We start from the raw sequence: 24,020 nt of genomic DNA on the forward strand, positions 1-24,020 counted from the left end.
CTCAGGCGGCCGCCTGGGCGACGCCCCGCTCCACCGCGGCCACGGCCTCGCCGACGGCCTGCGGGTCCTGCCCGCCGCCCTGGGCGATGTCGGGCTTGCCACCGCCGCCGCCGCCGAGCGTCTTGGCGGCCGTACGCACCAGGTCGCCGGCCTTCAGACCGCGCTCGCGGGCCGCCTCGTTGGTGGCGATCACGGTGACCGGACGGCCGCTCGCGACGGAGAAGAGGGCCACGACGGCCGGACGGTCGCCGGGGATCCGGCCGCGTACGTCCAGGACGAGCTTGCGCAGGTCCTCGGCGGCCGTGCCGTCCGGCACCCGGGCGGCGACCAGCGCGACGCCGCCGACGTCCCTGGCGCCCTCGGCGAGCCCCGCGGCGGCCTGCAGCACCTTCTCGGCGCGGAACTTCTCGATCTCCTTCTCCGCGTCCTTCAGCCGGGCCAGCATGCCGGAGATCCGCTCGGGCAGCTCCTCCGGGCGGCCCTTCAGCAGCTCGGTGAGCTGGTGGACCACGGTGTGCTCGCGGGCCAGGAAGTTGTACGCGTCCACGCCGACCAGGGCCTCCACCCGGCGCACGCCGGCGCCGATGGAGGACTCGCCGAGCAGCTTGACCAGGCCGAGCTGGGCGGTGTTGTGCACGTGGGTGCCGCCGCACAGCTCCTTGGAGAAGTCGCCGATGGTGACGACGCGCACCCGGTCGCCGTACTTCTCGCCGAACTCGGCCAGCGCGCCCTGCTTCTTGGCGTCCTCCATCGACATGACCTCGGCGTGCACGTCGAGTTCGCGGGCGAGCACCTCGTTGATCTTCTGCTCGACGTCGCCGAGGACGCCGCCCGGTACGGCCGCGGGCGCGCCGAAGTCGAAGCGGAAGCGGCCCGGGGCGTTCTCCGAGCCCGCCTGGGCGGCGGTCGGGCCGAGGGCGTCGCGCAGCGCCTGGTGGGTCAGGTGGGTGGCGCTGTGGGCGCGGGCGATGGCGCGGCGGCGGCTCACGTCGATGGCGGCCTGGGCGGGCTCGCCGACGGTGACCTCGCCGACCTGGACGACGCCCTTGTGAACGCTGACGCCGGGCACCGGCTGCTGCACGTCGCGCACCTCGACCACGGCGCCGGAGCCGAGCCGGATCCGGCCGGTGTCGGCGAGCTGGCCGCCGCCCTCCGCGTAGAAGGGGGTGCGGTCGAGGATGACCTCGACCTCGTCGCCCTCGGTGGCGGCGGGCGAGGCCACGCCGCCGACCAGCAGGCCGACGACGGTGGACTCGGCGGCGGTCTGCGTGTAGCCCGTGAACTCGGTGGCGCCGGCGGAGTCGGCGACCTCGCGGTACGCGGACAGGTCGGCGTGGCCCGTCTTCTTGGCAGCGGCGTCGGCCTTGGCCCGGTCCCGCTGCTCCTTCATCAGCCGGCGGAAGCCGTCCTCGTCGACCGTCAGGCCCTGCTCGCCGGCCATCTCCAGCGTGAGGTCGATCGGGAAGCCCCAGGTGTCGTGGAGCAGGAACGCCTTGTCGCCGGGGAGCACGCCGGAGCCGGCGGACTTGGCCTCGGTGACGGCGGTGTCCAGCACGTTGGTGCCGGCCTTGAGGGTCTTGAGGAAGCGGGCCTCCTCGGCGAGCGCGACGGACTCGATGCGCTTGCGGTCGGCGACCAGCTCCGGGTACTGCTCGCCCATGGTGCTGATGACGACGTCGACCAGCTCGCCGACGACGGGGCGGTCGGCGCCGAGGAGCTTCATGTTGCGCACGGCGCGGCGCATGATGCGGCGCAGCACGTAGCCCCGGCCCTCGTTGCCGGGGGTGACGCCGTCGCCGATGAGCATGACGGAGGCGCGCATGTGGTCGGAGACGACGCGCAGCGAGACGTCCGAGTGGCCGGCGGCGCCGTAGCGCACGCCGGTCAGCTCCTCGGCCTTGTCGATGACGGCGCGCGAGGTGTCGATCTCGTACATGTTCTGCACGTCCTGCAGGATCATCGCCAGGCGCTCGAGGCCGAGGCCGGTGTCGATGTTCTGCTGGGGCAGGTCGCCGAGGATCGGGTAGTCCTTGCCCTTGCCGGGGCCGCGCACGTACTGCATGAAGACCAGGTTCCAGATCTCCACGTAGCGCTCGCCGTTGACGGCGGGGCCGCCGGCCTCGCCGAACTCGGGGCCGCGGTCGTAGTTGACCTCGGAGCACGGGCCGCAGGGACCGGGCACGCCCATGTCCCAGTAGTTCTCCTCCTTGCCCAGGCGCTGGATGCGCTCCGGGGGCACGCCGACGACGTCGCGCCAGATGCGCTCGGCCTCGTCGTCGTCCTCGTAGACCGTGATCCACAGGCGCTCGGGGTCGAGACCGTAACCCCCCGCGTCCTGCGAGCTGGTGAGCAGCTCCCAGGCGAGGGTGGCGGCGCCTTCCTTGAAGTAGTCGCCGAAGGAGAAGTTGCCGCACATCTGGAAGAACGTGCCGTGCCGGGTGGTCTTGCCGACCTCGTCGATGTCCGGGGTGCGGATGCACTTCTGCACGCTCGTGGCGCGCTTGTACGGCGGGGTGGCCTCACCGAGGAAGTACGGCTTGAAGGGGACCATGCCCGCGTTGATGAGGAGCAGCGTGGGGTCGTCGGCGATCAGCGACGCCGACGGCACGACGGTGTGCCCACGCTCTTCGAAGAAGCGCAGCCAGCGGCGGCGGATTTCGGCCGACTCCATCAGTGGTCCTCTTTCAGGTTGCGATTGCGGTGGTACGGGCCGCGGTCGCCGGGGCGGCGGCGCGCGGCCTTCCGTTCGAGCTGTGCCTTGGCCCGCTGTCCCGGCAGCTCGGCGGGGCGGCTGCGGGGGCTGAGCCCGAGGGCGTCGTTGAGCTGGTCCTCGCGCTCCGCCATCGCGGCGCGCACGTCCTGGGCGAAGAGCAGGGCGCGGCGGCCGGTGTCGACGGCGCGGTTGGCCGCCGTGGCGGCGATGCCCTCCGGCGAGACGCGGCGCATCGCGCGCTGCGCCCTGACGGTGGCCCAGACCCCGGTGGCCGCACCGGTCGTGAACCAGAAGGTCCGACGGAACATGCTGCTCAGCCCTTTCTGCGCCTGGCGGAAAAGCCCCGGCGGGCGGCGGGCACCCGGGCGCCCGCGGGGCCGCCGACCGGGCGGCCGACGATCACGTCGCCGTCGTCCCCGGCCGGGCCGCGGTTCCGGCCGAGCGCGCGGCGCACCCCGTACCCGAACGCGGCCACCTTCACCAGGGGGCCGCCGAAGGCGGTGGAGACGGTGGAGGAGAGTGCCGAGGCGTTGGCCGTGACCTCCTGCACGTCGGAGGCGATGGCGTCGACCCGGGCGAGCTGCGTGTTGGCCGAGCGGACCGTGGCGCCTGCCTCCGCGAGCAGCGGGACGGCCTCCTCGGTCACGCGCGTGACCAACTCGCCCGCCGCGCGGAGCGTGCGGGCGAGCCGGAAGAGGGCCACGGCCAGGAACGAGACCAGGATGGCCCAGAAGACGGCCACGAGGATGCCGGCCACCTCTCCACCGGACACGATGCACCGCTCCTTCAGGGCTGCTCGCCGGGCGAGTCGACGGGGTGTTGCGCTGCCAGGGCAGGCTCCGACCCTATCGCGCCGGACCGACAGGCCCGTACCGGATTAGCCCCCGTGCACTGGGGAGTTGCGCGAGCGGATTGTACGTTGCGCATACTTCCGCGTACGTTCCGTGCGCCCCGCGGCGGGCGGGGCCGTCAGCGGGCGTAGTACTCGACGACGAGCTGCTCGTCGCAGATGACCGGGATCTCGCGGCGGTTGGGTTCCCGGTCGAGCCGGAAGGCGAGCGCCGGCAGGTTCACCTCCAGGTAGCGGGGGGTCTCGCCGTCCGTCGCGTAACCGCCTTCGCGCGCGACCTGGAACGGGTACTTCTCGCGGCTGCGCTCGCGGACCTTCACCACGTCGTCGGGGCGGACGCGGAAGGACGGCTTGTCGACCTTGCGGCCGTTGACCTCGATGTGGCCGTGGACGACCATCTGCCGGGACTGGTAGACGGTCCTGGCCAGGCCCGCGCGGAGGACCAGCGCGTCCAGCCGGCGCTCCAGCTCGACGATCAGCGCCTCACCGGTCTTGGCCTGCACCTTGCTGGCGCGCTCGTACGCCCGGACGAGCTGGCGCTCGCTGATGTCGTACTGCGCGCGCAGGCGCTGCTTCTCGAGCAGCCGTACCTTGTAGTCGCTGGTCTGCTTCCGGCCGCGGCCGTGCATGCCGGGCGGGTACGGGCGGCTCTCGAAGTACTTGGCGGCCTTCGGGGTGAGCGGGATGCCGAGGGCCCGCGACTTGCGGACCTTGGGGCGCGGCTGGTTCACGTGGTTCCGTCCTCCTTGAGGAAGTTAGGCAAGGCTTACCTTAAGCGATGCCGGCGCTCTCGCGCTCTCACCTTGAAAAACGCGCCCGCGATTTCGGGCATTCCCGGCGACCGGGCGCCGTGATCCGCGTCACCAGACGGCCGGGCGCCCGTGCGCCGCGGGTCAGTCGCGCCCGTCGCCGCCCCGGCCGGGACCGTCCTGGCCCCCGCCCGCCAGCCGCTCCCGCACCCGCTCGACCACCTCGGCGTACCGGGCCTCGGCGCCGTACCGCGTCGGCTCGTAGTACCTGCGGCCGGCGAGGGCGTCGGGGGCGTACTGCTGGGCGGCGATGGCGCCCGGTATGTCGTGCGGATACACGTACCCCTGCGCGTGCCCCAGCTTCTCCGCGCCCTTGTAGTGCCCGTCCCGCAGATGCGCCGGCACGGGGCCCGCCTTCCCGGCCCGTACGTCGTCCATGGCGGCGCCGATGGCCTTCGTCACCGCGTTGGACTTCGGGGCCAGCGCGAGCGCCACCGTGGCGTGCGCCAGCGTCAGCGCCGCCTCCGGGAAGCCGATCATCGCCACCGCCTGGGCCGCCGCGACCGCCGTCTGCAGCGCCGAGGAGTCGGCGAGGCCGATGTCCTCGCTGGCGGAGATCATCAGCCGGCGGGCGATGAACCGCGGGTCCTCGCCCGCCTCGATCATGCGCGCCAGATAGTGCAGCGACGCGTCCACGTCCGAGCCGCGCACGGACTTGATCAGGGCGCTCGCCACGTCGTAGTGCTGGTCTCCGTCCCGGTCGTACGCCACCGCGGCGCGGTCCACGGCCGCCTCCAGCGTCGGCAGCGACACCTCTGCCTCGCCCTGCGCCAGCGCCGCCCCGGCCGCCGCCTCCAGCGCCGTGAGCGCCCGGCGCGCGTCGCCGCCGGCGATGCGCAGCAGATGCTCCTCGGACTCCTCGGGCAGCGTCACCGCGCCGCCCAGCCCGCGCTCGGCGGCGACCGCCCGGCGCAGCAGCCCGCGCACGTCGTCGTCGGTGAGGGGCTCCAGCGTGAGCAGCAGCGAGCGGGAGAGGAGCGGGGAGATCACCGAGAAGTACGGATTCTCCGTGGTGGCCGCGATCAGCGTCACCCAGCGGTTCTCCACCGCGGGCAGGAGCGAGTCCTGCTGGGCCTTGCTGAAGCGGTGGATCTCGTCGAGGAAGAGGACGGTCTCCTTGCCGTACCCCCCGGCGGCGCGGCGGGCTCCCTCGATGACCGCGCGGACCTCCTTGACCCCCGCGGTGATCGCGGAAAGCTCCACGAAGCGCTTCTGGGTGGCCTGGCTGACCACGTACGCCAGGGTCGTCTTGCCGGTGCCCGGCGGACCCCACAGCAGCACGGACGCCGGGCCCGCCGGGCCCCCGGCGCCCTCGCCGACGAGCCGGCGCAGCGGCGCGCCGGGCTTGAGCAGATGCTGCTGGCCCACCACCTCGTCGAGGCTGCGCGGGCGCATCCGGACGGCCAGCGGGGAGCTGCCGGGATCCTTCTCCTGGCGCTCCTCGGCCGCTGCGGTGAACAGGTCGGGCTCCACGCTTCCGACCCTATGCCACGGGACTGACAGCGCTCAGAGGAGCGTCTTCCAGTACGACCACCAGCGGATGCCGATCAGGATGAGCAGGATCCCGTACCACAGGACGGGCACCACCCAGTTGAACTCCAGCACCGTCTCGCGCACCCGCGCCGAGACCGGGAAGACGCCGGTCTTGACGTTGTGCACGGTGGTGTACCAGAAGATGAGGATCGTCACGGCCCAGACCAGCGAGCACCAGAGGCAGAGCGAGCCGATCTTGTAGAGCGACGAGTACTGGAGGAAGGTGACGAAGCCGACCCCGAAGAGGGAGCCCGCCCACAGCCCGGTCCACCACCAGCGGCGGTGCGTGGCGCCGGACAGCAGGCCGACGCCGATCACGACGAGCATCGGGAAGGCGATCCAGCCGACGAACGGGTTCGGGAACCCGAACACCGACGCCTGCCAGCTCTTCATGATGTTGTTGCACGACAGGACGGGGTTCAGGCTGCAGGCCGAGACATAGCCCGGGTCTTCCAGCAGCTTCATCTTGTCGTGCGTGATCACCGCGGACGCGACCAGACCCAGCACGCCGCCGACCACCAGCAGCCAGGCGAACGGTCGGCCCGATCCGATCAGTCCGGAATCGGGCGGGTCCTCGTGCTGGGACGGGGCCGTTCTCGTTGCGGTCGTGGTCATCTCTGCTTCCGTGGGCTCGGCTCGGTGGCGGCACCTCATTGTGCCGCAACGCAGGGCGATCGGGCACCGGTGCACCGGTGATCGGCCGGTGACCCTCCGGCCATCCACCGGCAGGGGTCAACGATGCCCGACCGCGCATTCGACCGGCGTAAATCCACCCGTCACCGCGCCACCCGCAGGGGTCAGGCCAGCAGCTTCCGCAGCTCGCCGACGACCTCGGCCAGCCCGACCGCCCGCTGCTCGCCGCTGCCGAGGTCCTTGAGCTGCACCACGCCCTCGCCGAGGTCCCGCTCCCCCGCCACCAGCGCGAAGCGCGCGCCGGAGCGGTCGGCGGACTTCATCGCGTTCTTCAGCCCCTTGCCGCCGAACGCGAAGTCCGCCGCGATCCCGGCCCTGCGCAGCTCGGTGACCACCCCGAAGAGCGTCCTGCGGGCCTGCTCGCCGAGCGCCGCCGCGTACACGTCGGTCGTCGCGGGCAGGTCCAGCACCACGCCCTCGGCCTCCAGCGCCAGCACCGTGCGGTCCACGCCCAGCGCCCAGCCCACCGAGGGCAGCGCGGGGCCGCCGATCATCTCCGACAGCCCGTCGTACCGGCCGCCGCCGCCGATGGCGGACTGCGCGCCGAGGCCGTCGTGGACGAACTCGAAGGTGGTGCGGGTGTAGTAGTCGAGGCCGCGGACCAGCCGGGGGTCGTCCTCGTACGCGACGCCCGCGGCGGTCAGGAGCTCGCGGACCTGCTCGTGGTACGCCTTGCACGCCTCGCACAGGTGGTCGCGCATGAGCGGCGCGGCGTCGAGCTGGGCCCTGACCTCCGGGCGCTTGTCGTCGAGCACCCGCAGCGGGTTGATCTCGATCCGCTCGCGGGTGGGCTCGTCGAGGTCGAGACCGCGGAGGAAGTCCTGGAGCGCGGTGCGGTACGCGGGCCGGCACTCCTGGTCGCCGAGCGAGTTGAGCAGCAGCCGGAAGCCGGTCAGCCCCAGCGCGCGGTAGCCGTCGACGGCCAGGACGATCAACTCGGCGTCGAGCGCCGGGTCCTCGGCGCCGATGGCCTCCGCGCCGACCTGGGAGAAGTGCCGGTAGCGGCCCTTCTGCGGGCGCTCGTAGCGGTAGTAGGAGCCGGAGTACCAGAGCTTCACCGGCAGGTTGCCCTGCTTGTGCAGATTGCTCTCCAGCGCCGCGCGCAGCACGGAGGCGGTGCCCTCGGGGCGGAGCGCCAGCTCGTCGCCGCCCTTGGTGGTGAGGGTGTACATCTCCTTGGTCACGATGTCGGTGGACTCGCCGACGCCGCGGGCGAAGAGCCGCACGTCCTCGAAGCCGGGGGTCTCGACGTAGCCGTAGCCGGCGCGGCGTACGGGCGCGGCGAACGCCTCGCGGACGGCGAGGTAGGCCGCGGAGCGCGGCGGGATGAGGTCGTAGGTGCCCTTGGGGGCCTTGAAGGCCGGTGAAGTGCTCACGGAGGGTGTCGTCACATTCCTCGTCGGTGGCGGAGCGGGGCGGCAGAGCCGCCCGCCCGGCCGGCGGCCAGCTCCCGCAGGAAGGGGTTGCCGGCGCGCTCGCGGCCGATGGTCGTCTGGGGGCCGTGCCCGGGGAGCACCACGGTCGAGTCGTCGAGCGGCAGGCACACGCGGGCCAGCGACTCCAGGATCTCGGCGCCGTCGCCGCCGGGCAGGTCGGTGCGTCCGATGGAGCCGGCGAAGAGCAGGTCGCCCGAGAAGAGGACCTGCGGCACATCCTGCTGCTCGGGCAGCCGGAAGGTCACCGACCCCTTGGTATGGCCCGGCGCGTGCGCGACGGTGAGGCTCAGCCCGGCCAGCTCCAGCTCGGCGCCGTCGGCGAGCTCGGCCACGTCGTCCGGCTCCCCCACGGTCAGGTCGCCGAGGAGCGGCGCCCCGACGGCCATGCCGAGCGCCTTCTCCGGGTCGGCGAGCATGTACCGGTCGGCGGGGTGGATCCAGGCGGGCACGTCGTGGGCGCCGCAGACGGGGATCACCGAGGCGACGTGGTCGAGGTGCCCGTGGGTGAGCACCACCGCGACCGGCTTCAGCCGGTGCTTGGCGACGGCCTCCGCGACGCCGTCCGCCGCCCGGTGCCCGGGGTCGACGATCACGCACTCCTCTCCGGCGGCCGGGGCGAGGAGATAACAGTTGGTGCCCCATGCGCCCGCGGGGAACCCGGCAATGAGCACGATCGTCCTTCACCTGTCGGATCTCGTCGGATGTGTGCCGCCGCCGGGATCCGCGCGGCCGGCGGCGGCCCCGGAATTGCGGCCGTACCGAGACTACCGGCGCTCCTCATCCGGCAGCGAATCGATATACGGTACGGCACACGGAATTCCGGTCCACGAACGCGTGTGGCAGCGACTCGAGGGAGAAGACGCGGTGGTCAGCAGGGACCAGCGGAGGCGGCAGCTCGCCCGGGACAAGTACGAGCGGCAGCAGCGCAGGCGCGCCGACCGCAGAAAGCACAACCGGAAGATCGCGGCGATCATCGCCGCCCCGCTCGTGGTGGTGATCACCGCCGTCACGGTCGCGGCGGCCACGGGCTTCGGGTCGGACGACGACGACAAGAAGAAGGACGACGCCGCGGCGCCCAGCGCGAGTCCGGAGAAGGCGCACGACCCCTGCGGCAAGCCGGAGAAGGGCAAGCCGTCGGAGAAGACGTGGAAGAAGGAGCCGAAGCTCGACATCGACGACTCGGCGACCTACACGATGACGCTCTCGACCACCTGTGGCGACATCGGCATCGAGATGGACGCGGGCAAGGCGCCGCACACCGTGAACAACATGCGCTTCCTCGCCGACGAGGGCTACTTCGACCACAGCCCGTGCCACCGGCTGACCGGTCAGGAGTCCGGCATCTTCGTGCTGCAGTGCGGCGACCCGGCCGGCACCGGCCAGGGCGGCCCCGGCTACACGATCCCGGACGAGAACCTCAAGGACAAGGCGGTGAAGGGCGGGACGTACCCCGCGGGCACCGTGGCGATGGCCAACACCGGTCAGAAGGACTCCGGCGGCAGCCAGTTCTTCCTCGTCTACCAGGACAGCCCGCTGCCCCCGAACTACACGCCGTTCGGTCAGCTCACCGACGAGGGCACGGCCACGGTCAAGACCATCGCCGAGGCCGGCGCGCAGCCGCAGGACCCGCAGACGGGCAACACCGCCCCGAACGCGACGGTGGTCATCGACAAGGCGACCGTCACCAAGGGCACCAAGGCGCAGGAGACCGACCACTGAGCCACGGCCGGCCCCGCGTCGTTACGGGATTGGTCTCGCGCGGGATGCGGACAGCCGGCCCGCCGTTCGCCTATGTTGGCGTTGTGCAGGTGCGGGGGTGCCGGCGGCAGTCGCTTTCGCCCGCCGCCGGATCGGCCGGATCCGGTACCCCATCCCCTTTCCGGCCGCAGACAACTGTGGAAGACGCCGCCGGGCTGCCGGGCCCGCGGGGCGTCATGTGAGGAGGCGCTGTGAGCAGCGACCCATGGGGCCGGGTCGACGAGACGGGCACCGTGTACGTGCGTACCGCCGACGGCGAGCGCGTCGTCGGCTCCTGGCAGGCGGGCTCGGCCGAGGAGGCGCTCGCCTACTTCAAGCGCAAGTACGAGGGCCTGGTCGTGGAGATCGGCCTCCTCGAGCGCCGGGTGCAGACCACCGACCTGTCCACGAAGGACGCCACCACCGCCATCGAGCACCTGCGGGCGCAGGTCTCGGACGCGCACGCGGTCGGTGACCTGGACGCGCTGACGGCGCGCCTCGACCGGCTGGTGGAGGCCGTGGGCGCCCGTCAGGAGGAGCGCAAGGCGGCCAAGGTCAAGCACCAGCAGGAAGTACGCGAGTCCAAGGAGGCGGTGGTCGCCGAGGCGGAGGAGCTGGCGCAGAGCGAGCAGTGGCGCGCGGCGGGTGAGCGGCTGCGGGAGCTGGTGGAGACCTGGAAGGGTCTGCCGCGGCTGGACCGCAGGAGCGACGACGAGCTGTGGCACCGCTTCAGCCACGCGCGCTCGGCGTTCTCCAAGCGCCGCAAGGCGCACTTCGCCTCGCTCGACGCCCAGCGCGAGGAGGCCAGGCGGCGCAAGGAGAAGCTGGTGGAGGAGGCGGAGGCGCTCTCCGGCTCCCGCGAGTGGGGGCCGACGGCCGCCCGCTACCGCGAGCTGATGGCGGACTGGAAGGCCGCGGGCCGCGCCCAGCGCGACCAGGAGGAGGACCTGTGGTCCCGCTTCCGCGGCGCGCAGGACGTCTTCTTCCAGGCCCGCAGCGAGGTCTTCGCCGAGCGCGACCACGAGCAGCGCGAGAACCTGACGCGCAAGGAGGAGCTGGTCGCGGAGGCGGAGAAGCTGCTGCCGGTCACCGACCTCAAGGCCGCCAGGGCCGCCTTCCGCTCGATCAACGAGCGGTGGGAGGCCATCGGGCACGTGCCGCGGGACGCCCGGACGAAGATCGAGGCCCGGATGCACGCCGTGGAGCGGTCCATCGGCGAGGCGGAGGAGGCCGAGTGGCGCCGTACGAACCCGGAGGCGCGGGCGCGCGCCGAGGGTCTGACGGGGCAGTTGCAGGACGCCGTCGACAAGCTGCACCGGCAGATCGAGCAGGCGCGGGCGCAGGGCAACACGGCCAAGGCCGACAAGCTGGCCCGTGAGCTCGAGGGCCGGCAGGCGCTGCTCGACCAGGCGCTCAAGGGCCTGCGGGAGTTCGGCGGCTGAGTCGAGCCGTGCATACGACCGGGGCCCCGCCGTACGGCGGGGCCCCGGTCGTACGTACGGGGACGGCGGCGGGTGCGCTCGCTCAGTTGTTCCGGGCGGAGGTGACGCGGTACACGTCGTAGACGCCCTCCACCTTCCGTACCGCCTTCAGTACGTGCCCCAGGTGCTTCGGGTCGCCCATCTCGAACGTGAAGCGCGAGGTGGCCACCCGGTCGCGGGAGGTCTGCACGGCGGCGGACAGGATGTTCACGTGCTGGTCGGACAGCACCCGGGTGACGTCCGAGAGCAGCCGGGAGCGGTCCAGCGCCTCCACCTGGATGGCGACGAGGAAGACCGACGACTGCGTCGGCGCCCACTCCACCTCGATGATCCGCTCGGGCTGCTGCGACAGCGACTCGACGTTGACGCAGTCGGCACGGTGCACGGAGACGCCCTTGCCGCGGGTGACGAAGCCGATGATCGGGTCTCCGGGCACCGGCGTACAGCAGCGGGAGAGCTTGACCCAGACGTCGTCGACGCCCTTGACGATCACGCCGGGGTCGTTGACCGCCCGGCGCTTGCGGGTCTTGCCGGGCAGCGGCGGCGCGGTCTCCTCGATGTCCTCGGTGGCCGCCTCCTCGCCGCCGAGCGCCTGGACCAGCTTCTGCACCACGTTCTGCGCGGAGACGTGGCCCTCGCCGATCGCCGCGTAGAGCGCGGAGATGTCGGGGTAGCGCATCTCGTGCGCGATGGTGACCAGCGAGTCGCCGGTGAGGATGCGCTGGATCGGCAGGTTCTGCTTGCGCATCGCCCGCGCGATGGCGTCCTTGCCCTGCTCGATGGCCTCGTCCCGGCGCTCCTTGGAGAACCAGGCGCGGATCTTGTTGCGCGCGCGCGGCGACTTGACGAAGTTCAGCCAGTCCCGGGAGGGGCCCGCACCGGCCGCCTTGGAGGTGAAGACCTCGACGGTGTCGCCGTTGTCGAGCGCGGACTCCAGCGGTACGAGCCGGCCGCCGACCCGCGCCCCTATGGTCTTGTGCCCGACCTCGGTGTGCACCGCGTACGCGAAGTCGACGGGCGTGGCGCCGGCGGGCAGGGCGATCACGTCGCCCTTGGGCGTGAAGACGAAGACCTCGTTGCGGGAGAGGTCGAAGCGCAGCGCGTCCAGGAACTCGCCGGGGTCCTCGGTCTCCTTCTGCCAGTCGATCAACTGGCGGAGCCAGGCCATGTCGTTGACCTGCTCGGACTTGCTGCCCCTGCGGGTGCCGGCGCCCTGCTGGCGGGCGGCGCCGCCGGTGGCCTCCTGCTTGTACTTCCAGTGCGCGGCGATGCCGTACTCGGCGCGGCGGTGCATGTCGAACGTGCGGATCTGCAGCTCGACGGGCTTGCCCTCGGGCCCGATGACCGTCGTGTGCAGCGACTGGTACATGTTGAACTTGGGCATCGCGATGTAGTCCTTGAACCGTCCGGGGACGGGGTTCCACCGCGCGTGGATGGTGCCCAGCGCCGCGTAGCAGTCGCGGACGGAGTCGACGAGGACGCGGATGCCCACCAGGTCGTAGATCTCGGCGAAGTCGCGGCCGCGCACGATCATCTTCTGGTAGACGCTGTAGTAGTGCTTCGGGCGGCCGGTGACGGTCGCCTTGATCCGGGCGCTGCGCAGGTCCTGCTGCACCTCGTCGATGACGACGGCCAGGTACTCGTCCCGCTTCGGGGCGCGCTCGGCGACCAGGCGGACGATCTCGTCGTACATCTTCGGGTAGAGGATCGCGAAGGCGAGGTCCTCCAGCTCCCACTTGATGGTGTTCATGCCCAGGCGGTGGGCCAGCGGCGCGTAGATCTCCAGCGTCTCGCGCGCCTTCTGCTCCTGCTTCTCGCGGCGCAGGTAGCGCATCGTGCGCATGTTGTGCAGCCGGTCGGCGAGCTTGATCACCAGGACCCGGGGGTCCTTGGCCATGGCGACGACCATCTTGCGCACGGTCTCCGCCTGCGCGGCCTCGCCGAACTTCACCTTGTCCAGCTTGGTGACGCCGTCCACGAGCAGCGTCACCTGGTCGCCGAAGTCGCGGCGCAGGTCCTCGAGGCCGTACTCGGTGTCCTCGACCGTGTCGTGCAGCAGGCCGGCCATCAGCGTGGCCGGGTCCATGCCCAGCTCGGCCAGGATCGTGGTGACGGCAAGGGGGTGGGTGATGTACGGGTCGCCGCTCTTGCGCTTCTGGCCGCGGTGCCAGCGCTCCGCGACCTGGTAGGCGCGCTCTATCTGGCGCAGCGTCGAGGTGTCGGCCTTGGGGTCGTTCCCGCGCACTATCCGCAGCAGCGGCTCCAGCACCGGGTTGTACGGGCTCTGCCGCTGCACTCCGAGGCGCGCCAGCCGGGCCCGCACGCGGCTCGGGGAGCCGCCGCGGCCCGCCTGCCCGCCGCCGTGCCCCGAGGCGGGCTCGACGCGCGCCGGGGCGGCCGGCTGCGTCCGCCCTTCCGGCGGCGCGGTCCGGCGTCCCGAGCCGTTCTCGGCGGCCCGCGCGGGCAGCGGGCGGTCCGCCGCGCCCGGCTGCCGCTGCTTCTCGGGCGGCGCGGCGGTGGACCGATGAGCCTCGTCTGGCAAGAGCACTCCTTGACGGTGGAAGGCCCACGGGGAGATCCCCGGAACTGCCATGGTATCTGGCGTCCCGCCCTCACCACCCGGCAACCGCCTGACCAGGCCCCCGACCAGGCAGAACACCGGCCGGGCGGGCTTTCAGGACCGGCCCCGGCTCCCGGGGGCCGGTCCCAGGCCGGTCAGACGGTGACGAGCGCGTCCAGCGGAGCCCCGGCGAGCGCCTGCTCGACCCGCGCCCGGCCGGCCAGGAAGCCCAGCTCCAGCAGCACGGCCACGCCGGTGACGGAGCCGCCGGCCCGCCGGATGAGCTGCACCGACGCCTCCGCGGTGCCGCCGGTGGCCAGCACGTCGTCGATGACGAGCACGCGGTCGCCGGGCCGCACGGCGTCGGCGTGTATCTCGATCTCCGCCGTGCCGTACTCCAGGTCGTACGCCTGCCCGAGGGTGGCGCCCGGGAGCTTGCCCGCCTTGCGTACGGGCACGAAGCCGATCCCCGCGCGCACCGCGACCGGCGCGCCCAGGATGAAGCCGCGCGCCTCCAGGCCCACGACCTTCTGCGCACCCTGCTCCCGGCAGACCTCCGTCAGCGCGTCCGTGAGCACGGCGAACGCCTTCGCGTCGGCCAGCAGCGGGGTGATGTCCTTGAACATCACGCCTGGCTGCGGGTAGTCCGGCACGTCCTGGATCCGGCTGAGCAGCAGCTCCCTGGTCCCCTCCGGCACGCTCACCGCCGCTTGCCCCCCGACCGGCCGCCGCGGCTGCCGGAGGGGCGGCCACGGCCGCGCTGCCGGGACACCGGCTGCTGCCTGCGGCCCTCGGCCCGCGGGGGCCCGACGACGCCCTGGCCCGCGGGCTGGGGGGCGCGGGGGTCGTCCTCGGGCACGTCGTCCTCGACGGCCGCCGCGCCCGGGCCGTCCTCGCGCCCGGCCGTCCCCTTCTCGCCGCGGGCGGCGGAGCGGGCGTCGGAGGCGCGCCGGGCGGCGACCCGCTTGTTGTGGGACTGTATGGCGGGGTCGCGCTCCTTGAAGTCGACCACCAGCGGGGTGGCGATGAAGATCGAGGAGTACGCGCCGGCCGCGAGGCCGACGAAGAGCGACAGCGCGATGTCGTTGAGCATCCCGCCGCCGAGCACGCCGCCGCCGATGAAGAGGAGGCCGGCGACCGGCAACAGGGCCACGACGGAGGTGTTGATGGAGCGGACGAGCGTGCCGTTGAGGCTGCGGTTGGCCGCCTCGCGGTAGGTGAAGCCCGTCTGTTTGGTGATGTCCTTCGTGCTCTCCTTGAGCCCGTCGAAGACCACCACCGTGTCGTACAGCGAGTAACCGAGGATGGTCAGCAGACCGATGACCGTGCCCGGGGTGACTTCGAAGCCGACGATGGTGTAGACGCCGACCGTGATCGTCAGGTCGTGGATGAGCGCGACGAGCGCCGCGAGCGCCATGCGCCACTCGAAGGCGATGGCGAGGTAGATCACCACCAGGACCATGAAGATCGCCAGGCCCTGCCACGCCTTGTTCGCGATCTGCTCGCCCCAACTGGGCCCGACGAGCTGGTCGTTGATGTCCTCGGCGGAGACGTTCAGCTCTTCGGCGAGCGCCGTCTTGACCTTGTCGGACTGCTGCGTCTCGATGCTGCTGACCTGGATGCGGAGCTTCCCGCTGCCCAGCTCCTGGACGATCGCCTGGTGCCCCGATGCCTCCTCGGCGACCTCCTGGGCCTGCGAGACCGAGGTCTCGGTCTTCGGGGTGGTGAAGACCGCACCGCCCTCGAACTCGATGCCCATGTTCAGGCCGCGGATGAAGAAGCCCGCGATCGCGATGATCGTGATGAGGACGGAGACGCCGTACCAGAGGAACCGCTTGGCGACGAAGTCGTAGCCGGCCTCACCGCGGTAGAGGCGGGCGCCGAGGGTGCCGAGGCGCGACATCTCAGACCTCCTTCGGGTTGACGGGACCGGCGGTGCGCGGGCGCCCGCGCAGCGGTGGCCTGGCTCCCAGCCGTTTGGGATCGAGCCCGGACCAGGGATGGCCGCTGGCGAAGAACCGCTTGCGGGCCAGGATGGTCATGACCGGCTTGGTGAAGAGGAAGACCACGACGACGTCGAGGAGCGTGGTGAGGCCCAGGGTGAAGGCGAAGCCCTGCACCTTGCCGACGGTGACCGCGAAGAGCACGGCCGCCGCCAGGAAGGACACGAAGTCGGACACCAGGATGGTGCGCCGGGCCCGCGGCCAGCCGCGCTCCACCGCGGGGCGCAGCGTGCGCCCCTCGCGGATCTCGTCGCGGATGCGCTCGAAGTAGACGATGAACGAGTCCGCCGTGATGCCGATCGCGACGATCGCGCCGCAGACCGCCGGGAGATTCAGCGCGAAGCCGATGCCGGGGCCGAGGAGGGCCATGATCGTGTACGTGAGGGCGGCGGAGACCATGAGGCTGACCACGGCCACCAGGGCCAGCCCGCGGTAGTACGCGACGAGGTAGATGATCACCAGCCCCAGCCCGACGGCGCCGGCGATGAGGCCCGCCTGGAGCTGCTCGTTGCCGAGGGCCGGCGAGACGGTGGTGACCTCGGACTCCTCGAAGGACAGCGGCAGGGCACCGTACGACAGGACGTTGGCCAGTTCCTCGGCCGACTCCTGGTTGAAGCTGCCGGAGATCTGCGCCCGGCCGCCGGTGATCGACTCGTCGACGGAGGGCGCGGAGACGACCTCGCCGTCGAGCTCGATCGCGAACTGGTTGTTCGGCGGGGCCTGGCCGGCGAGGGTGCCGGTGACGTCGGCGAACTTGTCGGAGCCCTTGCCGTTGAACTCGAGCTGCACGATCCAGCCGGAGCCCTGCTGGGCGTCGTAGGTGGCGGAGGCGTCGTCGACGTCCGTGCCCTCGACCTCGGCCGGGCCGAGCGCGTACTTGTACGCGCCCTCGCTGTCGCACGCGACGACGGTGTCGGTCGGCTTGGCGTTCTCGCCGATCTTGGTGCGCTCCTCGGCGTCGGAGCAGTCCAGCGCGTCCAGCTTCTTCTGCACGTCGGCCGGGATCTGACCGGTGGGCGCCTGCTCGGCCGGGGGCGTCTCGGCGGGCGGCGCCTGCGACTCGGTCGGGCTGGGCGAGTCGTCGGCCTGGGCGAGGCCCTCGGAGAGGGCGCGGCCCTGCTCGGTGGCGCCGTCGCTCGGGCTCGCGCCGTCGCTCGCCTCGTCGGAGGCGCTCTCGGACGGGGACGGCGAGGAGGAGGCGTCCTTCTCCTTGTCGGCGTCCTTCTCCTTGTCCTTGTCCCCGGACTCCGAGGCGCTGGGCGACGGCTTCGGGGCCTCGTTCACCTCGTACGACAGCACGGGGCGGAAGAAGAGCCGCGCGGTGGTGCCCACCTGCTCGCGCGCCGTCTTCTGGTCGGTGCCCTTGGGGATGTTGACGATGATGTGCCGGTCGCCCTGGGTCTGGACCTCCGCCTCCTGCACCCCGAGGCCGTTGACGCGGCGCTCGATGATGTTGACGGCGGTTTCCATGTTGGTGGAGTTGATCGCGTTCTCGCCGCCCGGCTGGGGCTTGGCCTCCAGCGTGATGCTGGTGCCGCCGGCCAGGTCGATGCCGAGGCGCGGGGTGGTGTGCCCGGAGAGGAACATCCCACCGGTGAGCGCGGCGATCGCGGTCAGGATCAGCAGCAGGGGGCGCCAGGGCCTGCCGTGAGATCCCTGGGACCTGCGGCCCGTCTTGGGTGCTGCCACCTTCTCGATTCTCCTGTCCAGACACCGCGCGGCGGGGCTCGTCGCGCGGTCACGAAGTGTAGCCCCGCGGTGCCGCGAGGCGAAAAGTGACCGGTCCCCCGTTCACCGCGGCCGGCGGCGCCGCCGCACCAGGTGCGGGGCCGCCGCCGAAGGGCCGCGGTCACTTCGCGGCGGAGCCGCCGTTCTTCTTTTCGTCCTCGTCCTTCGCGTCCGCGGTCCCGGCGTCGCCTTCGGCGTCGTCGGCCGCGTCCTTCTTGTCGAGGTCGATGCGGTCCGAGGTCTCCTTGCGGTCCTCGGCGTCCTCGTCACCGGCGTCGCCGTCGGCGGACCCGGTGAGCGAGGAGGCGTCGTCGGGCGCCGTGATGTCCTCGTCGTCGAACTCCGGAGCGCCGTGCACGATGCGGTTGTATTCGGCGTCGTCCAGGACGGCGCCGATGGAGTTCTTCGCGTAGATCGCGTGTACTCCGGGGGCCACCTCCAGAAGGATGGTGTCCTCGTGGACCTCCTTGACCGTGGCGTACATGCCGCCGATGGTCCGCACGCCGCTGCCCGGCTGCAATTGGTCCCGCATGTTCATCATCTGGCGCTGCTTGTTCTTTGCCGAGCGGGTCATCAGGAACATCGCCCCGATGAGCACGATGAACGGCAAGAGAATCGTGATATCCACGGTGTCCGGGTTTCCTTCGTAGGACCGCGTTCGCCACGGCCTCGTTCTGGGGGGCGGGGGTACCCTCCGATTCCGGAAGGCGTCGGCGGAGTCTAAGCGAGTTCCGCCGTGTGAACAACGCCCAGCATGTCACCCGGGTTCCGTAACCGGCGACTCCCCGCGCCGCCGCGGGTACCCGCCGGGGGGCCCGCGCCGCCGGCCCCCGCCACGCCGCGGCGGGCGCGGCGCGGCCCTCAGAACGCGGTCTGCTGCACGCCGCCGCCGGGCTGCGGGGGCGAGAGGCCCAGGTGGGCCCAGGCCGCGGGGGTGGCGACGCGGCCGCGGGGCGTACGCGCCAGCAGCCCTTCGCGTACGAGGAAGGGCTCGGCGACCTCCTCGACGGTCTCCCGCTCCTCCCCCACCGCCACGGCCAGCGTGGAGAGCCCGACGGGGCCGCCGGAGAAGAGCTTGAGCAGGGCGCCGAGCACCGCCCGGTCGAGGCGGTCGAGGCCGCGGTCATCGACCTCGTAGACCTCCAGGCCGCGGGCGGCGATCTCGCGCGTGATCACGCCGTCGGCCTTGACCTGGGCGTAGTCCCGCACCCGGCGCAGCAGGCGGTTCGCGATGCGGGGGGTGCCGCGGGAGCGGCCGGCGATCTCGGCGGCGCCCGCGGCGTCCACGGCGACGTCGAGGAGGTGGGCGGAGCGGTGCAGGACGCGCTCCAGCTCGGCCGGCGAGTAGAACTCCATGTGCCCGGTGAAGCCGAAGCGGTCGCGCAGCGGAGGGGGCAGCAGCCCGGCCCGGGTGGTGGCGCCGACCAGGGTGAAGGGGGGCAGCTCCAGCGGGATAGCGGTGGCGCCGGGGCCCTTGCCGACGATGACGTCGACGCGCAGGTCCTCCATCGCCATGTAGAGCATCTCCTCGGCAGGGCGGGACATGCGGTGCAGCTCGTCGAGGAAGAGCACCTCGCCCTCCTGGAGGGAGGAGAGGATCGCGGCGAGGTCGCCGGCGTGCTGGATGGCGGGGCCCGAGGTGATGCGGATCGGGGCGGCCATCTCGGCGGCGACGATCATCGCGAGGGTGGTCTTGCCGAGGCCGGGGGCGCCGGAGAGCAGCACGTGGTCGGCGGCGCCGCCGCGCTGGCGGGCGGCGCGCAGCACCAGGTCGAGCTGCTCGCGGACCCGCTCCTGGCCGACGAACTCGGCCAGGTCCTTGGGGCGCAGTGCGGTCTCCACCGCCCGGTCGTCGGCGTCGGCGGCCGAGTCCACCAGCCGCGGGTCGGCGTCCTCCCAGGTCATCGTGGATCCGTCCGTCGTGGTTCGGGTGCCGGTGCGAGGTGTCGTACGCGCCGGGGGCCGGGCGCCGTCATCGGGCGCGGTTCAGGGTCTGCAGGGCGGCGCGCAGCAACTGCGGCAGCGGCGGGGGCGCGGCGCCGTTCTCCTCCGCCTGCGGGGCGACGGCGGTGACGGCCTCGTCGGCCTCGCGTGGCGCGTACCCCAGGCCGGTGAGCGCGGCGTGCAACTGCTCGCGCCAGCCGGCGGCCGGGGCGGCGCCCGCCTGCCTGCCGACGAGGCCGCTGCTGCCCAGCGGCTCGCCGAGCCGGTCCTTCAGCTCCAGCAGCAGCTTCTGTGCGCCCTTCTTGCCGATGCCGGGGACGGCCGTCAGCGCCTTCTCGTCGCCGGTGGAGACGGCGAGGCGGAGCGCGTCGGGGCGGTGCACGGCGAGCATGGCCTGGGCCAGCCGGGGGCCGACGCCGCTGGCGGTCTGCAGCAGCTCGAAGACCTGGCGCTCGTCGTCGTCTGCGAAGCCGTAGAGGGTGAGGGAGTCCTCCCGGACGACGAGGGAGGTGGCCAGCCGGGCGTCCTTGCCGACGCGCAGCGTGGAGAGGGTGTCGGGCGTGCACTGCACGGCCATGCCGATGCCGCCCACCTCGATGACCGCGGCGTCGGGGGCGAGGGCGGCGACGGGGCCGCTGACGAAGGCGATCATGCGGGGTCTCTCCGGATCTCGCGGTCCCGGGGCTCCGGGAGGTCCTGGCCCGCGCGGTCCGTACGCGGGGCGCCCCGGCCGGCGGCGCTCTGGCCGGCCGGGCGGGCGGTGCGCCGCACGCCGGGGGCGGCGGCGCGGGCGGCCGTCGCGGCGCGCGCGGGCGCGCCGGCGGCACGCGCGCGCAGCAGGCGGTCCTGGGCGGGGGCGCGCCACAGGTGGCAGATGGCGAGCGCCAGGGCGTCGGCGGCGTCGGCCGGCTTGGGCGGGGCGTCGAGCCGCAGCAGCCGGGTGACCATGGCGCCGACCTGTGCCTTGTCGGCGCGGCCCGAGCCGGTGACGGCGGCCTTGACTTCGCTGGGGGTGTGCAGCGCGACGGGCAGGCCGCGGCGGGCGGCGCAAAGGATGGCGACGGCGCTGGCCTGGGCGGTGCCCATCACCGTGCGTACGTTGTGCTGGCTGAAGACCCGCTCGACGGCGACGGCGTCGGGCCGCTGCGCGTCCAGCCACTCCTCGATGCCGCGCTCGATGAGCAGCAGCCGCTCGGGAGCCGGGGCGTCGGACGGGGTCCGTACGACCCCGACGGCGACCATCCGCAGCGCCCGGCCGGCCGCTCCGTCCACGACGCCCACGCCGCACCGCGTGAGCCCCGGGTCCACTCCGAGCACCCGCACCGGCCGCCCCCTCTCGTCTGCCCGCGTACGTGTGTGCAGGCTACCGGCCGGCACCGACAGCGCGGCCGAAGGGCCCGCCGGATGTCGCCATCCTGCGGGCCCCTCACGGTGTGCGCGTGCGGCTCAGGCGGAGGCCTTCTCCATGACCTCGTCGGAGACGTCGAAGTTGGCGAAGACGTTCTGGACGTCGTCGCTGTCCTCCAGGGCGTCGATGAGCCGGAAGATCTTGCGGGCGCCCTCCTCGTCCAGCTCCACCTGCATGGTGGGGACGAAGTTGGCCTCGGCCGAGTCGTAGTCGATCCCGGCGTCCTGCAGCGCGGTGCGGACCGCGACCATGTCGCCGGCCTCGCTGAGCACCTCGAAGGACTCGCCCAGGTCGTTGACCTCCTCGGCGCCGGCGTCCAGCACCGCGGCCAGCACGTCGTCCTCGCTCAGCTCGCCCTTGGGGACGATCACCACGCCCTTGCGGTTGAACAGGTACGACACGGAGCCGGGGTCGGCCATGGAGCCGCCGTTGCGCGTCATGGCGACCCGGACGTCGGAGGCCGCGCGGTTGCGGTTGTCCGTCAGGCACTCGATGAGCACGGCCACGCCGTTGGGGCCGTAGCCCTCGTACATGATCGTCTCGTACTCGGCGCCGCCCGCTTCGAGACCGGCGCCGCGCTTGACGGCGCTGTCGATGTTCTTGTTCGGGACGGACTGCTTCTTGGCCTTCTGGATCGCGTCGTACAGCGTGGGATTTCCGTCGGGGTCGGCTCCCCCTGCCGCGCCGCGACCTCGACGTTCTTGATCAGCTTGGCGAAGAGCTTTCCTCGCTTGGCATCGATCACGGCCTTCTTGTGCTTGGTGGTTGCCCACTTAGAGTGGCCGGACACAGCCCCGCTCCATTCCGCGTTCCGCGCATTCGACTAACCGGCAACGAACTCGTCGATCCTACCGGTGCCGGTCAGGCCGCCCGGCGCACCATATCCGCGAAGAGGGCGTGCACGCGGTGGTCGCCGGTGAGTTCGGGATGGAACGACGTCGCCAGCAGCGGACCCTGCCGGACCGCGACGGGATGCCCGCCGACCTCCGCCAGCCGCTCCACCCGGGCGCCGGTGGACTCCACCCACGGCGCCCGGATGAAGACGCCGTGCACGGGGCCGCCGGGGACGCCGGCCACCTCCAGCGGCACCTCGAACGACTCGTTCTGCCTGCCGAAGGCGTTGCGGCGCACGATCATGTCGATCCCGCCGACGGTCTCCTGCCCGGAGCGCGGGTCGAGGATCTTGTCGGCCAGCATGATCATGCCGGCGCAGGAGCCGTACGCGGGCATCCCCGCCCGTACCCGCTCGCGCAGCGGCTCCAGGAGCCCGAAGGCGACGGCGAGCTTGGAGATCGTGGTGGACTCCCCACCGGGGATGACCAGGCCGGAGACCTCCGCCAGCTCCGCCGGCCTGCGGACCGGCACGGCGCTCGCGCCGGCCGCTTCGAGGGCGGCCAGGTGCTCGCGTACGTCGCCCTGGAGGGCGAGGACGCCGATGGCGGGGGCGGTGCCCATGGCTGCCGACCTCACCAGCCCCGGCCGGCGTAGCGCTCGGCGTCGTCCAGGGTGTCGAGGTTGATGCCGACCATGGCCTCGCCGAGGTTGCGGGAGGCGTCCGCGACGACCTTCGGGTCGTCGTAGAAGGTGGTGGCCTTCACGATGGCGGCGGCGCGCTTGGCGGGGTCGCCGGACTTGAAGATGCCCGAGCCGACGAAGACGCCCTCGGCGCCGAGCTGGCGCATCAGCGCGGCGTCGGCGGGGGTGGCGACGCCGCCCGCGGAGAAGAGCACGACGGGCAGCTTGCCGAGCTTCGCGACCTCGGCGACCACCTCGTACGGCGCCCGCAGCTCCTTGGCGGCGGCGTACAGCTCGTGGCTGTCCAGGCCGCGCAGGGCGCCGATCTCGTTCTTGATCTGGCGCAGGTGGCGGACGGCCTCGACGACGTTCCCGGTGCCGGCCTCGCCCTTGGAGCGGATCATGGCGGCGCCCTCGGCGATCCGGCGCAGGGCCTCGCCGAGGTTGGTGGCGCCGCAGACGAAGGGGGTGGTGAAGGCCCACTTGTCGGAGTGGTTGACCTCGTCGGCGGGGGTGAGCACCTCGGACTCGTCGATGTAGTCCACGCCGAGCGCCTGGAGGATCTGCGCCTCCACGAAGTGGCCGATGCGGGACTTGGCCATCACGGGGATGGAGACGGCCTCGATGATGCCCTCGATCATGTCGGGGTCGGACATCCGCGCCACGCCGCCGTCCTTGCGGATGTCGGCGGGCACCCGTTCCAGGGCCATCACCGCGACGGCACCCGCGTCCTCGGCGATCTTCGCCTGCTCGGGGGTGACGACGTCCATGATCACACCGCCCTTGAGCTGCTCGGCCATGCCGCGCTTGACGCGTGCGGTGCCGGTCTCGGGAGCCGACGACTGGGGGGCGGAGCTGGGCGTGCTGGACACGGTGGAACCTCGCTCGGTGATGGGTGCGGTGTGGGTGTGTGGGTGGCGTACGGTGCGCTGCTTCCATCGTAAACACGTTCGGACGCCGGGCCCGAACGCGCGCCACCGACAAGGAAACCCCAGGCGGGAGGGGTCGGGAAAGAGCCAATCGGCAAGCTGTGGCCGCCCGGCGGGCGGCGGCGGTCAGCCCGCGGGGGCGCGGTCGGTGAGCGCCGGCGGCGGCTCGTCGTCCATCTCGACCGCCAGCGGGAACGGCGCGTGCCCGGCCAGCCGGAACCAGCGCACCTTGCGGTGCCGGCGCAGCGCCCGCGCCGCCCGTACCGCGTCGTTGTGGAAGCGCCGCGCCATCGGGACCCGCCGCGCGGCCTCCGCCAGCTCGTGTACGGCCTCCTCGCCGCCCGGCGCCCCGCGTACCGCCTCCACCTGCTCCGGCGCCTCGAAGACCGCCCGCAGCGCCTGGCTCAGCTCGCTCTCCGCGACTTCCCGCTGGTCCTCCTCCGCCTGCCGGGCGGCGTGCGCGGCCTCGTAGAGCACGATCGAGGCGGCCGGGTCGAGCACGCCGCTGGTGGCCAGCTCCTGCGCCACCGAGGCGCGGCGCAGCAGTTGGGCGTCGAGGGCCGCCTTGGCGGCGTCGATGCGGGTGTGCAGCCGGTCGAGCCGGCCGGCGGTCCAGCTCAGGTAGACGCCGATCAGGCAGAGCCCGACGGCGACGAGCAGCAGGGTGAGGGCGGTCGACAC

General features: G+C 72.5%; 21 protein-coding genes and 1 pseudogene. 2 read left to right on the forward strand and 20 right to left on the reverse strand.

Annotation, left to right across the window (positions count from 1 at the left end):
- Nucleotide 1 precedes the first annotated feature (1 nt).
- The 8 genes from alaS to DMB38_RS03330 form a co-directional block, all read right to left on the reverse strand.
- Nucleotides 2-2,671 carry an alanine--tRNA ligase gene (gene alaS / locus DMB38_RS03295; RefSeq protein ID WP_125933874.1) on the reverse strand — a complete coding sequence of 890 codons (2,670 nt, stop codon included), beginning with the start codon at nucleotides 2,669-2,671 and terminating at the stop codon, nucleotides 2-4.
- Nucleotides 2,671-3,021, reverse strand: a complete 351-nt coding sequence (locus tag DMB38_RS03300; protein ID WP_125933875.1) for a DUF6167 family protein — start codon at nucleotides 3,019-3,021, stop codon at nucleotides 2,671-2,673. Before DMB38_RS03300 ends, alaS begins: the two co-directional genes overlap by 1 nt.
- Nucleotides 3,022-3,026: 5 nt before the next feature.
- Entirely contained in the window at nucleotides 3,027-3,485 is a 459-nt protein-coding gene (locus DMB38_RS03305) for a DUF948 domain-containing protein (protein WP_125933876.1), read from the reverse strand.
- A 197-nt stretch (nucleotides 3,486-3,682) separates the two neighbouring features.
- Nucleotides 3,683-4,294, reverse strand: coding sequence for a 30S ribosomal protein S4 (gene rpsD, locus DMB38_RS03310; RefSeq protein ID WP_047014713.1), 612 nt, complete (start codon nucleotides 4,292-4,294; stop codon nucleotides 3,683-3,685).
- Between the two features lie 162 nt (nucleotides 4,295-4,456).
- Nucleotides 4,457-5,845, reverse strand: coding sequence for a replication-associated recombination protein A (locus DMB38_RS03315; RefSeq protein WP_125933877.1), 1,389 nt, complete (start codon nucleotides 5,843-5,845; stop codon nucleotides 4,457-4,459).
- Between the two features lie 33 nt (nucleotides 5,846-5,878).
- Nucleotides 5,879-6,520 carry a vitamin K epoxide reductase family protein gene (locus DMB38_RS03320; RefSeq protein WP_125933878.1) on the reverse strand — a complete coding sequence of 214 codons (642 nt, stop codon included), beginning with the start codon at nucleotides 6,518-6,520 and terminating at the stop codon, nucleotides 5,879-5,881.
- Nucleotides 6,521-6,702: 182 nt separating this feature from the next.
- Complete coding sequence (gene hisS / locus DMB38_RS03325; protein WP_125933879.1) at nucleotides 6,703-7,989, reverse strand: histidine--tRNA ligase; 1,287 nt, start codon at nucleotides 7,987-7,989, stop codon at nucleotides 6,703-6,705.
- Nucleotides 7,986-8,705: an MBL fold metallo-hydrolase gene (locus tag DMB38_RS03330; protein WP_125933880.1), complete on the reverse strand. Its 720-nt coding sequence runs from the start codon at nucleotides 8,703-8,705 to the stop codon at nucleotides 7,986-7,988. Before DMB38_RS03330 ends, hisS begins: the two co-directional genes overlap by 4 nt.
- A 193-nt stretch (nucleotides 8,706-8,898) precedes the next feature.
- Between DMB38_RS03330 and DMB38_RS03335 the strand changes: the two genes are divergently transcribed.
- Both DMB38_RS03335 and DMB38_RS03340 read left to right on the forward strand, forming a co-directional pair.
- The gene (locus tag DMB38_RS03335) at nucleotides 8,899-9,753 is read left to right on the forward strand and encodes a peptidylprolyl isomerase (protein WP_125933881.1); all 855 of its coding nucleotides are present in this window, start codon (nucleotides 8,899-8,901) and stop codon (nucleotides 9,751-9,753) included.
- A 230-nt stretch (nucleotides 9,754-9,983) separates the two neighbouring features.
- Nucleotides 9,984-11,213: a DUF349 domain-containing protein gene (locus DMB38_RS03340; RefSeq protein ID WP_125933882.1), complete on the forward strand. Its 1,230-nt coding sequence runs from the start codon at nucleotides 9,984-9,986 to the stop codon at nucleotides 11,211-11,213.
- An 82-nt stretch (nucleotides 11,214-11,295) separates the two neighbouring features.
- Here the strand turns inward: DMB38_RS03340 and DMB38_RS03345 are convergent, their stop codons facing one another.
- The 12 genes and pseudogenes from DMB38_RS03345 to DMB38_RS03400 form a co-directional block, all read right to left on the reverse strand.
- Nucleotides 11,296-13,794: a bifunctional (p)ppGpp synthetase/guanosine-3',5'-bis(diphosphate) 3'-pyrophosphohydrolase gene (locus DMB38_RS03345; RefSeq protein ID WP_125933883.1), complete on the reverse strand. Its 2,499-nt coding sequence runs from the start codon at nucleotides 13,792-13,794 to the stop codon at nucleotides 11,296-11,298.
- 173 nt (nucleotides 13,795-13,967) lie between these two features.
- The gene (locus tag DMB38_RS03350; protein WP_125933884.1) at nucleotides 13,968-14,516 is read right to left on the reverse strand and encodes an adenine phosphoribosyltransferase; all 549 of its coding nucleotides are present in this window, start codon (nucleotides 14,514-14,516) and stop codon (nucleotides 13,968-13,970) included.
- Nucleotides 14,513-15,715 carry a protein translocase subunit SecF gene (secF, locus tag DMB38_RS03355; protein ID WP_125933885.1) on the reverse strand — a complete coding sequence of 401 codons (1,203 nt, stop codon included), beginning with the start codon at nucleotides 15,713-15,715 and terminating at the stop codon, nucleotides 14,513-14,515. Before secF ends, DMB38_RS03350 begins: the two co-directional genes overlap by 4 nt.
- Nucleotide 15,716: 1 nt before the next feature.
- Nucleotides 15,717-17,504 carry a protein translocase subunit SecD gene (gene secD, locus DMB38_RS03360; protein ID WP_164715916.1) on the reverse strand — a complete coding sequence of 596 codons (1,788 nt, stop codon included), beginning with the start codon at nucleotides 17,502-17,504 and terminating at the stop codon, nucleotides 15,717-15,719.
- Between the two features lie 160 nt (nucleotides 17,505-17,664).
- Nucleotides 17,665-18,171 (reverse strand): preprotein translocase subunit YajC, encoded by a 507-nt coding sequence (gene yajC / locus DMB38_RS03365; RefSeq protein ID WP_206337634.1) that lies wholly within the window; start codon nucleotides 18,169-18,171, stop codon nucleotides 17,665-17,667.
- A 233-nt stretch (nucleotides 18,172-18,404) separates the two neighbouring features.
- Complete coding sequence (gene ruvB, locus DMB38_RS03370) at nucleotides 18,405-19,448, reverse strand: Holliday junction branch migration DNA helicase RuvB (protein WP_125933886.1); 1,044 nt, start codon at nucleotides 19,446-19,448, stop codon at nucleotides 18,405-18,407.
- Nucleotides 19,449-19,515: 67 nt separating this feature from the next.
- On the reverse strand, nucleotides 19,516-20,139 hold the full coding sequence (gene ruvA / locus DMB38_RS03375) for a Holliday junction branch migration protein RuvA (RefSeq protein WP_125933887.1): 624 nt from the start codon (nucleotides 20,137-20,139) through the stop codon (nucleotides 19,516-19,518).
- Nucleotides 20,136-20,810, reverse strand: a complete 675-nt coding sequence (gene ruvC, locus DMB38_RS03380) for a crossover junction endodeoxyribonuclease RuvC (RefSeq protein WP_125933888.1) — start codon at nucleotides 20,808-20,810, stop codon at nucleotides 20,136-20,138. Before ruvC ends, ruvA begins: the two co-directional genes overlap by 4 nt.
- Nucleotides 20,811-20,933: 123 nt before the next feature.
- Nucleotides 20,934-21,685: pseudogene (locus tag DMB38_RS03385) on the reverse strand (YebC/PmpR family DNA-binding transcriptional regulator).
- Nucleotides 21,686-21,756: 71 nt separating this feature from the next.
- Nucleotides 21,757-22,350: a pyridoxal 5'-phosphate synthase glutaminase subunit PdxT gene (gene pdxT, locus DMB38_RS03390; RefSeq protein ID WP_125933889.1), complete on the reverse strand. Its 594-nt coding sequence runs from the start codon at nucleotides 22,348-22,350 to the stop codon at nucleotides 21,757-21,759.
- 11 nt (nucleotides 22,351-22,361) lie between these two features.
- Nucleotides 22,362-23,282, reverse strand: a complete 921-nt coding sequence (gene pdxS / locus DMB38_RS03395; protein WP_101425516.1) for a pyridoxal 5'-phosphate synthase lyase subunit PdxS — start codon at nucleotides 23,280-23,282, stop codon at nucleotides 22,362-22,364.
- A 183-nt stretch (nucleotides 23,283-23,465) separates the two neighbouring features.
- On the reverse strand, nucleotides 23,466-24,020 hold the full coding sequence (locus tag DMB38_RS03400) for a membrane protein (protein ID WP_047014730.1): 555 nt from the start codon (nucleotides 24,018-24,020) through the stop codon (nucleotides 23,466-23,468).

The organism is Streptomyces sp. WAC 06738, assembly GCF_003945505.1.
Lineage (GTDB): Bacteria > Actinomycetota > Actinomycetes > Streptomycetales > Streptomycetaceae > Streptomyces.

Excerpts from the sequence above, each read along its gene's own strand:
- alaS (WP_125933874.1), bottom strand. The coding sequence starts at position 2,671 with ATGGAGTCGGCCGAAATCCGCCGCCGCTGGCTGCGCTTCTTCGAAGAG.
- DMB38_RS03300 (WP_125933875.1), bottom strand. The coding sequence starts at position 3,021 with ATGTTCCGTCGGACCTTCTGGTTCACGACCGGTGCGGCCACCGGGGTC.
- DMB38_RS03320 (WP_125933878.1), bottom strand. The coding sequence starts at position 6,520 with ATGACCACGACCGCAACGAGAACGGCCCCGTCCCAGCACGAGGACCCG.
- secF (WP_125933885.1), bottom strand. The coding sequence starts at position 15,715 with ATGTCGCGCCTCGGCACCCTCGGCGCCCGCCTCTACCGCGGTGAGGCC.
- ruvB (WP_125933886.1), bottom strand. The coding sequence starts at position 19,448 with ATGACCTGGGAGGACGCCGACCCGCGGCTGGTGGACTCGGCCGCCGAC.
- ruvA (WP_125933887.1), bottom strand. The coding sequence starts at position 20,139 with ATGATCGCCTTCGTCAGCGGCCCCGTCGCCGCCCTCGCCCCCGACGCC.
- pdxT (WP_125933889.1), bottom strand. The coding sequence starts at position 22,350 with ATGGGCACCGCCCCCGCCATCGGCGTCCTCGCCCTCCAGGGCGACGTA.